A 9141-nucleotide genomic window follows, 5' to 3' on the forward strand; every position below is an offset into this window, starting at 1 on the left:
AAAAGTCGGGGTACAGGAAGGCGGCTAGAGTTCCAGGTCCGCTTCGATGCGCTTGAGCTGGTGCCGGGCCATGGCCAGGTTCGACTTGGCCTTGTCCAGGACGATGTAGAGGAACAGGCCGTTCCCCCCGCGCCCCTTGAGCAGCCGGATGAGGTGGTACTGGCTGCCCAGGGTGATCAGTACGTCCTCGATGTCCTCCTTGATGCCCAGCATCTCCATGGTGCGGGCCTTCGCCCGGATGACGTCGGTGTTGCCCGCGGCGGCGACCGTCAGGTCCAGCTCCTTGCTGCCTCCCAGCGTGCCGAGGGCCATGCCACTCGTGTAGTCGACCAGCGCGGCGCCCACGCTCCCCTCGATCGAGGTCATCGCCTCTTTCAGGGACGTCTCCACGTTGACCATCGTTGCAGCCTCCTCGTTTCTTCACGGTCCTGGCCGGCTTCACGTCTCCGACCCGGGTTGCAGGGGGGACGCTACGCGTCGAGGGCCGGGCCCGTGGCGAACATCAGGTATTCGGGCAGGATATGGACCTCCATCCGCTAGGGTGCGAGCCCGTGATCACCCGACTGCCCTGAAACGTACGGGAGTCGGCGCCGTACGAGGAGACTCCCGGACAGCGGGAACGAGACCCCCGGGGCGCGGGTCCGCGCAGCTCAGCGCCGACCGGTACCCCGTCCGCGCGTCCCACGGGCACCAAGAGCCCGCCGTACGCCTCCACTTCGACGGATTGGCCGACAACCCCCCCTTCCGCCGTGCCTCGTTGACGGGACGGCGCCCCGTTGTCAGTGGTGATCGGTACGGTCGGCGCACTTGATCACCGAGGAGCGCCCACCATGAGATCTCCGGCCGAAGCGGACCACGTCCCGCGGCACGACCCGACCGCCGCCCACGAGCCGGCCGCGGACGTGCCCGGCCTGATCAGGGCGCTCCACGGGGTCGCCGCCGACCCGACCGACGCGGCGCTCCACGAAGTGCTCGCCCGCGACGTGGACGCCGGCCTCGCCGTGGCCGCCCGCTGGATCCAGGCCGGTGACCTCGGCTCGCGCGGATCCCGGCTCGCCCGGCAGATCCAGGAGACCTGGCGCGACCGGGAGCCCGAGGTGCTGGACCTGACGCTCGCCGCGCTGCCGCACCAGCGGGACGGCCGCGCGTCTGCCCGGTGCCTGACCACCGTCGCCGACGGGGTCGAGCGCCTGCCCGCGCCCGGTGCCGCCTTGAGGGACACGCTGCACCGCTGCGCCCTCGCGGAGGAGGAGGGTGCCGCACCCGCCCTCCTCGCCCTCGTGCGCACACGTGATCCCCGCGCCCTGGACCTCATCCCGCGCAAGCCCACTCCCGAGGCGCTCAGGGCGGCCGCCACGTCCTTCCCCGACGCCGCGGACCGGCTGGTACCCCTCGTACGCAGCATGCTGGCCGACGGGGCCACGGGCAACGGGGCCATCGCCCTGATCGAGGCACTGGACCGGTTCGGTACCGCCGCGCGCCGGGCGCAGCCGGAAGTGCTCGACTGCCTCCGCACCCGTCGCGCGGCCGTCGTGGCCGCCCGCCGGATCGGCCGGGACGGCGCCGTGACGACGGAGACCACCACCCTGCTGCACGAGGCCGTGCACGGCGCCGACCCCTCGCTGAGCGCCGCGGCGGCCCTGGCCCTCCACCGGCTGACCGGCGAAGTGGAACCGGCCCTGCGTGTCTTCGAGGACCTGCTGACGGCGAAGAACCCGGTCCACTGGCACCTGAGCAGCCTCCAGCCCCTCGGCAGCGCTGCCGCTCCGCTGCTGCCGCTCATCGAGCCGCTGCTGACGGCCCGGTACGAGTGGACCCGGATGGCGGCCGCCGAGGCCCACCACTCGGTCACCGGCTCCCCGGAGCGTGCCGTCCCGATCCTCGCCGCGCTGATCGCCCCCACCCCGGCCGGGCTGTACGCCCTCAGGGCCCTCGCCGCGATCGGCCGCGCCCCGGAGGAACTCCGGGCCACCCTGCGCTCCTTCGCCTTCTCGCCGGTGCGCCTGCTCCCGGCGGTCGCTTTCGCCGAGGTCCACCCGGACGAAGAACTCCGCACCCTGTCCCGGCGCCTGCTCGCGCTCACCCGACGGCGTGCGATCAGCGCCGACGGGAGGTGGGATGGAGGCGTGCAGTGCCTTGGATCCCCACCCGCCGGGAGGCGAGACCCATGACCGGACGTTCCCGAGCCGTCAGGGCGCGGACGAGGGTGCCGAGCGCCCTGGGCGCCGTGTGCCTCCTGGCCGCACTCGCCCCCACGGCCACGGCCGTGGTACCGGCCTCGGCAGCGCCCGCGACGGCTGACGTACACGCCACGGCCACGCCCGCCACGGCCGCGGTACCGGCCGGATCCGGTGGTGCCGCCGCGCTCGTGCCGCCCTGCGAGCCCGGGTGGCTGTGCGGTTGGACCGGCCCCGGCTACACCGGCGTGGCGAGCCTGGCGGCGCAGGACATGCGCCGGTATCCCGAGACGACCGCCTACGTCGGTTTCAACGACGCCGCGTCGGTGTGGAACGCGGCCGGCACGCCACGTGCGAACGGTGCACGCGGAGGCCGCTGCGTCACCGTCTACAACGAGCCCGACTACTCCGGCTCGAAGCTGACCGTCCGGCCCGGCCAGGGGATCCCGCAGCTCCCGCCCTCCTTCGGGCACGTACGCTCCAGCCGCTTCCACGCGTGCCCCGCGGCCCGGTGACGGATATCCTGAGGTGGTTTCCCGGGGGCTCTCCTCTCGAAGGGCAGCACGATGGACCGGCAGACCAACCGGCATCGGCGTCTTCTGCTTCTCGCGGTACCGTTCGTCGCCTCCGCCGTCGGCCTCACCCCCGCTTTCGCCGCCCAGGCACGCCCCGCCGCGCCGGGAACCGCCCCCGCGGCAGCCGCCTGCGAGCTGGTCGTGGGCGCGAGCGGGAAGCCGGGCGGCGACGCGCGGTACAAGCTCCGCCTGACCGGATTCCCCGCGAAGCAGGCGGTCCGCGTGGACGGACCGAAGACGTCCTTCCGCGCCACGGTGAACGGCAAGGGCCAACTGGACCGCCAGGGCCTGCGACACGGCGCGTACACCGTCACGTACAAGGCCGGCGGATCCCGCCAGGACGCGCGCGTCACCTGCGCCGCGGCGGCGCCCGCCGACAAGACGGGCGGATCGAAGCAGAGCGTGAAGGTGACCAAGGTCGAGGTGGTCGTCCTGACGCCGCCCGGGACGGCCATCGACTGCGCCAAACCGACGACGGCGGAGTTCGACGGCAAGGTCACGGCCACCGGCCCGGGGAAGGTGCGCTTCCACTGGACGTTCGGAACCAGCTCCCGGCCCGTCTCACCCGGCTCGGCCGACTTCCCCGCAGGCACCACCACACAGGCCCTGTTGCACGTGGCCGAGGTGCCCGCCCGGCCGAACGCCGCGACCGTGACCGTCTACGTCACCCTGCACCTGCCCGACCAGAAGATGACCGCGCGAAGCGGGCCCGTGACGTTCACCTGTGAGAAGTGAGAGCGCGAAGCAGGCCCGCCCTCGCATCACTTACCGTGTTTAATCGGACGGATATTGGAAACGCTGAGTAGCCACAAGGTGTAAAGGTCAAGGCGAAAGGCGGGATTCATGTCCGTGAGCATTGCAGTCATCCTGGTCGTGGTGGCGGCGGTCATCGCAGTGATCGCGCTCGTCCCGGCGGTGGCAGCCGCGCAACCCGACCGGTCCGCGGGCCGATCCGGTGACGAGGACCCGTGCAGGACCGGTCCGGAGCGTCCCCCTGCCCGCCGACTGCGCACCATCCCACCGCAGCAGACCCGGGAACACCGGCGGAGCTTCGGCTGATCCGGGGCCCGTTGCCGCCCGCCCGGCCTGCCCGCCCCCCCCGGACGGGCAGGTCGGCTCACGCGGCCGGGCTAAACGCCCCGCCACCGGCGCCCGTTGAGACCGTCCGGTGCAGCGCCAGCACGCTCAGCGCGAACATCACGACACCCAGCGGTACATGGAGTCCCGGCAGGTGGGCGATGCCGAGGACCACTTGCAGCGAGGCGAGTACGAGGAATCCCGACGCGTGCAGGACCGGCCGCAGCGATCCGCCGCCCGGCCGCCACGCCAGTACCGCCGCGAGCACGTACAGCATCGACGCGCCGTACATCACCCGCGCCCCGACGCCGTGCAGCACCTCCCCGTAGGAGGTGGACAGCAACAGCCCGGCTGTGACGGCCTGGAAGAGCAGTGCCAGGGTCTGCACACCGAGCGCGATGCCCTGGAACGTGAACCTGCCGGGTGCTGTCGTCGTCGTCCGCACGGCCATGGCGCGGCCTCCTCTTCTGCTTCTGCCTCACGGCTGTGGATCCTTGGTGTTCCGACCGTCCGACGAAGCAGCCCCGCGAAAGGTGAGGCCGGGCCCCGCCTCACCTTTCGCACGCCTGCCTCGTCGTGACGGTGGGACAGCAGTCGACGCGACGAGCGAGGGAGCAGCCGCGACCGTGAACACCCCGCCAGAGCCCCGGTACCAGGTGTCCGCACCGCACCTGGACGCGATCGTCGGTGAACGCCGTCAGCTGATCAACCTCGGCTACCGCCTGCTCGGTTCACTGGCCGAGGCCGAGGACGTCGTCCAGGAGACGTACACCCGCTGGTACGCCATGTCCCGGGCCCAGCAGGAGGCCGTGGAATCGCCGGGAGCCTGGCTGACGACGGTGGCCGGCCGCATCTGCCTCGACGTGCTCGGCTCCGCGCGGGCGCGCCGCGAGCGCTACGTCGGCGCGTGGATACCCGAGCCGTTGCCCGACCGCGGGGAGTGGCCGGGGGCCGGGGGAGTGACGGGCAGCGGCCGCGCCCCGGCCGACCCGGCGGACCAGGTCACCCTCGACGAGTCGGTGAACATGGCCTTCCTCGTCGTGCTGGAGTCGATGACACCGGCCGAACGTGTGGCGTTCATCCTGCACGACGTCTTCCGGTACCCCTTCGCCGACGTCGCCCGGATCGTCGGCCGCACGCCCGCGGCCTGCCGGCAATTGGCCTCCTCGGCCCGCCGGCGCATCCGCGCCGGACACGCCCCGGCAACCCCCGTCGCGGGACAGGCCGCACTGGTCAGGGACTTCAAGGAGGCGTGGGAGTCCCGGGACATCAGGGCCCTCGTCGGCCTCCTGGACCCCGCCGCCGTCATGACCGCCGACGGCGGCGGCATGGTCGGGGCCGTCCAGCGCCCGGTCGAGGGCGCCGAGCGCATCGCCCAGTACCTCATCCACATCGCCGACAGGGCCCGGCCGGAGCTGGTGGAGCGCACGGTCAACGGCCGGCCCGGCCTCCTCGCCCGGCAGGGCGGCGTACCGGTGACGGTCGCCGCGTTCGACGTCACCGAGGGCCGTGTCCACCGCATCTGGGCGGTCCGCAACCCGGAGAAACTCCGCGCCTGGACCAGGTGTATTGCTCAGTGAGGTGGGGCAGGGGGCTCGGCGTGACCGGCGAGAACCCGGGGGACCGCGGCATGTCGCGGGCTCCCGGGTCGCGGTCGCCCATCCCGGTCGCTATCCGGTCGGGCCCAGGCGTGGGCGCGCCGGCTGGGCGTGGATCAGGGGCCTGCCGGGAGGCCGTGGACCCGCGGCCGAGGCGACCGCCCGCAGAAGGTGTTCCACGGCGCGGGAGCGGTGGGTGAGCCTGAGGCGGCGCCCCTGCCGGGGCCACCAGTCCAGGGCGGCCAGGAAGCCGGAATCGCAGAAGGTGATCCGCGAGCAGTCCAGCACCAGGCCGGTGATGCCGTTGTCGGCCGCCGAGGCCAGGAACGCCCGCAGCGGGGCCGCGCTGAAGTGGTCGATCTCGCCAGCGAGGTGGACGACCAGGGTGGTGCCGAGGGTGGTGCAGGACCGGATCAGTATGACGCCGGGCGCGGTGTCCGCGCCCGAGTCGTGCACGGTGGGCGGCGCCTCGGACACGAGCGGGCCGGTCAGTATCGGGGCGGTGCTTGAGGTATTCACATCCCCATCAACGCCTGCGGCAGGGGGTCGGGAAACGACTGGCACGCCCCATTCACCCCATCTGACCAGCGCATATCCCCGGAAGGGGGAAAGTCGCCACCCGGATGAGGCAGCGGGTTACCCCGGCAGCCCCCTCACCCGGCCGGCCGACGGGTGCTCTCCCGCTCCCCGCAGCGCCGTGCCGTCGTGCCGCGGGCGGCCCGCCCGCGCCATCCCTTCGCCCGGATCCACCGGTCAGCCTCCGCCGTCGGCGGGGCGGCTGCCGCCGGTGTTCCACCGTGTGGTGGGGACGTGCGCGGAGGACGGCACCACGACCGCGGCGGCCCTCGAGACGCTGCTGACCGCCTGGCTCACCCGTCCGGTGGGCGGGGACGGCGGGCGGGGACGGGCGGCGGAGTCTGCGGCGAATGATCGACTTCCCGGAGGGGCGTCGCGCCGCGAAAATGGGGTGAGGTGTCCGACCGGGAGGCTGGGGCGTGCGATGGCGGAATCAGAGGACGCGACGACCATCCGGGCTGTCGCCGAGCGGCTGATGAAGGCGTATCCGTGGCTCGACGCCCGCCTGGTGGAGAGTTCGGTGCAGACGGCCTATGAGGAACTCAGGTATGCGCGGGTGCGGGCCTACCTGCCCGTTCTGATGGAGCGCAGGGCGCAGGACCTGCTGCCCGCCGAGGCGACGGAGTGAGCCGCGCGGGAGGACCGCACACGGCGGCGGGGCCGTGGGGCCGGGGAGCGGACCGGTCCTGCCTCTCGCTCTGCTCCAAGGACTCGATCCTCTCGATCGGCTCCGTCGGTTCGGTGCTCTCGATCGGCTCGGTCGGTTCGCTGCTGTCCGTCGGATCGGTGGGCTCCGCCCTCTCGGCCGCCTCCATCGGTTCCTCCCTGTCGTTCCTCTCCGCCGGCTCCTGGCTCAGCACGGGCTCGCTGCTGTCCGCCCGGTCCCGCTGGTCGGTGCTCTCCTGGCGCTCGCGCGACGGATTCATGGCGGCCGGACTCCTCGCCGCGGCCACCGCCACCGCGGCCCTCCGCGTCAGGGCCGGCCGGCGCGGGACGGTCCGCTGAGGCACGGACGAAGGGGCCCCGGGAACGAGTCCCCGGGGCCCCCTTCGGGCGGGCGCGACCGGTGTTCGCCGCCTACTTCGCCTTGAGCAGCTGGTCGACCCGCGGCACGGAGAGACCGGTCAGTTCCGCGACCTGCTTGAGCGTGCGGCCCTGCTTCAACTCGCCCACGGCGGCGCTGCGTATCAGCTTGGCCTGCTTGGCGCCCGTGAGCAGCTCGTCGGTGACCAGCCGGGCGCCGCGTTCACGGGTGAGCGGGGACTCGATCTCGGCGAGGCGCGTGCGGACCGCCTGCATGTACTGGTCCGTCAGGGCGCGCAGGTCGTCGTACACCTGCTCGTCATTCGTGCTGGTATCGGTCATGTGGTCAGCGTACTTGGAAGTAGGCCGCAGCCGGTCGCATCCCGTGCGGCTCGAAGTCCGTTGTCGGCCAACCCTGTTCACCCTCATCGCGGTAGGCGTCACGCCTCGCGCCGCAGGAGCGCCGGGCCGCAGGACGTCTCCGTCAGGTGATCTTCTGGCTGGTTCCGTCGGGCAGGGTGCAGGTGTCACCGCCGTACGGGATCGACTTGACCTGCCCGCCCGCGTCCGTGCACTCCTGCCTGGTGATGGTGGGAGAGCCGGCTGCCTGGGCGCCCACGGCGCCCGCGGCGCTCACGGCGCCCGCACCGGCGAGGGTCGCTGCGGCCAGGACGAGGCCCAGCGTTCTGCGGATACGCATGGCTTCCTCCTCACGGGCGCCTTCCGCGGCCCTGCAGGAGGACAGCCCTCAGAGCCGGAGGTGCCCTACCACCCAGCATGGACGCTGCTCGGGAGGACCGCGAGCCGGGCCACCCCGAAGCTCATACACGGGCGCGTCGCTGGTCGCCGCCGGGCTCGTGCCGAGCGCGGTGGTGCTGATGACGGCGCTCAGGGCCGCGATCAGCGCCAAGAGCACCCCGGCCCGGCGCCGCGCTTGAGATCAGTGATCAAGGCGTACGACGTCATGTCGGTTGCGGGGGAGGACGGTTGCTCTCGTCCGCCGCATGCCGACATGCGGTAGATGCGGGATGAACGGACCCGGTTGCCCGCGCCCGTCCGAGTGGCGGGAAGAAGCCACCGCCGTCACTCGTCGTCGAGGTTGGCGTCCTCGTCCCGGAGCCTGCGCCAGAGGCCGGTGCGGTGCAGCGTGTAGAGCGCGATGGCGAGGAAGGCGACCTGCAGTCCCACGGCGAGCAGCCAGAAGACGCCCTCACCCTCCATCTCGTTCGTGAGGTAGGCGAAGTTCATGCCGAAGAAACCGGTCAGGAAGGTCAGTGGCAGGAAGATCGTCGACACGATGGCCAGGCGGTTGATGACACCGTTCTGGTCGGCGGACACCAGGGAGGAATAGCTGCCGAACGCGCGGCGGGACGCCTCCTGGAGCGACTCGATGTCCGCGAGCACCTGCCCGGCCGTGCGCTGGTACTCGCGGACCAGCCGCTGGCGGTCCTCCGGGACGCTGCCGCTCATCATCCGGCGGGTGACGGTCTCCTCCGCCACGCGGTGGTACGGGAGCAGCGTGTGGTGCAGGAGTGCCGCGGTACGCCGCAGGCGTGCGAGACGGTAGACCTGCTCGGGCTGCCGCCGCCGGAACATCTCGTCCTCCAGGTCCTCCACGTCGAGCAGGGCCTGGACGGCCGCCCCCCGGTACGTCTCCAGTGCCTCGTCCAGCAGCAGGAACAGCATGGCGACGGCGTCCGGGGGACGTTCGTTCGGGAAGCGGGCGGTAAGGCTCCGGATCAGTCGGGCCGCCGCGCCCCGGTGCACCGTGACGAGGTACCGCTCGGTCACCACGGCATGGACGTGGACGACCTGGCCCGCTTCGACCGCGGGCACGACGAACGCGGCGCTGTCCCCGAGGTACTCGGCCCGCGCGGACTCACCCTCCTGGCCCAGCCACGCCAGGTCCGCGGCCGTCAGACCCAGCAGGTGCGCGAGCGGCGGCCCGGCAGGCGCGCCCTCCTCGGTCAGCTGCACGTCCACGAGCAGGAAGGGGGACGTCGCGAGTCGCTCCCGCGCCCCGGACGCGTCGGTGCGCGTCATCGTGCCGTCCGGCATGGGCATCACCGATACGATCATTGCCCCTCGCCGTGTGCCGTCAGGTCCATTGCTTCC

Annotated in this window: 13 protein-coding genes; 7 read left to right on the forward strand and 6 right to left on the reverse strand. The window is 72.4% G+C overall.

The features are described 5' to 3' along the window. Positions 1–24: 24 nt before the first annotated feature. Positions 25–399 carry a hypothetical protein gene (locus AC2RP6_RS35115; RefSeq protein ID WP_030817869.1) on the reverse strand — a complete coding sequence of 125 codons (375 nt, stop codon included), beginning with the start codon at positions 397–399 and terminating at the stop codon, positions 25–27. A gap of 431 nt (positions 400–830) precedes the next feature. Here AC2RP6_RS35115 and AC2RP6_RS35120 point away from each other — a divergent pair, with 431 nt between their 5' ends. From AC2RP6_RS35120 to AC2RP6_RS35135, 4 genes are all read left to right on the forward strand, one after another. Beyond that, complete coding sequence (locus tag AC2RP6_RS35120; protein WP_486449859.1) at positions 831–2171, forward strand: hypothetical protein; 1341 nt, start codon at positions 831–833, stop codon at positions 2169–2171. Continuing rightward, positions 2168–2692 (forward strand): peptidase inhibitor family I36 protein, encoded by a 525-nt coding sequence (locus AC2RP6_RS35125; protein ID WP_486449860.1) that lies wholly within the window; start codon positions 2168–2170, stop codon positions 2690–2692. Before AC2RP6_RS35120 ends, AC2RP6_RS35125 begins: the two co-directional genes overlap by 4 nt. Before the next feature lie 51 nt (positions 2693–2743). Beyond that, the gene (locus AC2RP6_RS35130) at positions 2744–3487 is read left to right on the forward strand and encodes a hypothetical protein (protein WP_486449861.1); all 744 of its coding nucleotides are present in this window, start codon (positions 2744–2746) and stop codon (positions 3485–3487) included. A 114-nt stretch (positions 3488–3601) separates the two neighbouring features. Then, positions 3602–3811 (forward strand): hypothetical protein, encoded by a 210-nt coding sequence (locus AC2RP6_RS35135; protein ID WP_486449862.1) that lies wholly within the window; start codon positions 3602–3604, stop codon positions 3809–3811. Between the two features lie 58 nt (positions 3812–3869). On the opposite strand, the gene AC2RP6_RS35140 is transcribed toward AC2RP6_RS35135, so the two are convergent. Continuing rightward, positions 3870–4280: a hypothetical protein gene (locus AC2RP6_RS35140; RefSeq protein ID WP_486449863.1), complete on the reverse strand. Its 411-nt coding sequence runs from the start codon at positions 4278–4280 to the stop codon at positions 3870–3872. 175 nt (positions 4281–4455) lie between these two features. On the opposite strand from AC2RP6_RS35140, the gene sigJ reads away from it, so the two are divergent. Continuing rightward, a complete protein-coding gene (gene sigJ / locus AC2RP6_RS35145) occupies positions 4456–5409 on the forward strand; it encodes an RNA polymerase sigma factor SigJ (protein WP_486449864.1) in 954 nt (317 codons plus the stop codon). Between the two features lie 90 nt (positions 5410–5499). Here the strand turns inward: sigJ and AC2RP6_RS35150 are convergent, their stop codons facing one another. Continuing rightward, positions 5500–5904: an STAS domain-containing protein gene (locus AC2RP6_RS35150; RefSeq protein WP_486449865.1), complete on the reverse strand. Its 405-nt coding sequence runs from the start codon at positions 5902–5904 to the stop codon at positions 5500–5502. A gap of 523 nt (positions 5905–6427) precedes the next feature. Here AC2RP6_RS35150 and AC2RP6_RS35155 point away from each other — a divergent pair. Together AC2RP6_RS35155 and AC2RP6_RS35160 are read left to right on the forward strand one after the other, a co-directional pair. Next, entirely contained in the window at positions 6428–6631 is a 204-nt protein-coding gene (locus AC2RP6_RS35155; RefSeq protein WP_486449866.1) for a three-helix bundle dimerization domain-containing protein, read from the forward strand. Beyond that, positions 6628–7008: a hypothetical protein gene (locus AC2RP6_RS35160; RefSeq protein ID WP_486449867.1), complete on the forward strand. Its 381-nt coding sequence runs from the start codon at positions 6628–6630 to the stop codon at positions 7006–7008. Before AC2RP6_RS35155 ends, AC2RP6_RS35160 begins: the two co-directional genes overlap by 4 nt. Before the next feature lie 72 nt (positions 7009–7080). On the opposite strand, the gene AC2RP6_RS35165 is transcribed toward AC2RP6_RS35160, so the two are convergent. The 3 genes from AC2RP6_RS35165 to AC2RP6_RS35175 all read right to left on the reverse strand — a co-directional run bounded on the left by AC2RP6_RS35165 (position 7081) and on the right by AC2RP6_RS35175 (position 9090). After that, on the reverse strand, positions 7081–7368 hold the full coding sequence (locus AC2RP6_RS35165; RefSeq protein WP_030030332.1) for a hypothetical protein: 288 nt from the start codon (positions 7366–7368) through the stop codon (positions 7081–7083). Between the two features lie 142 nt (positions 7369–7510). Further along, positions 7511–7726, reverse strand: coding sequence for a hypothetical protein (locus AC2RP6_RS35170; RefSeq protein WP_486449868.1), 216 nt, complete (start codon positions 7724–7726; stop codon positions 7511–7513). A gap of 383 nt (positions 7727–8109) precedes the next feature. Beyond that, complete coding sequence (locus tag AC2RP6_RS35175) at positions 8110–9090, reverse strand: magnesium transporter CorA family protein (protein WP_486449869.1); 981 nt, start codon at positions 9088–9090, stop codon at positions 8110–8112. Positions 9091–9141 lie beyond the last annotated feature (51 nt).

The organism is Streptomyces sp. WAC03905, from assembly GCF_057371075.1.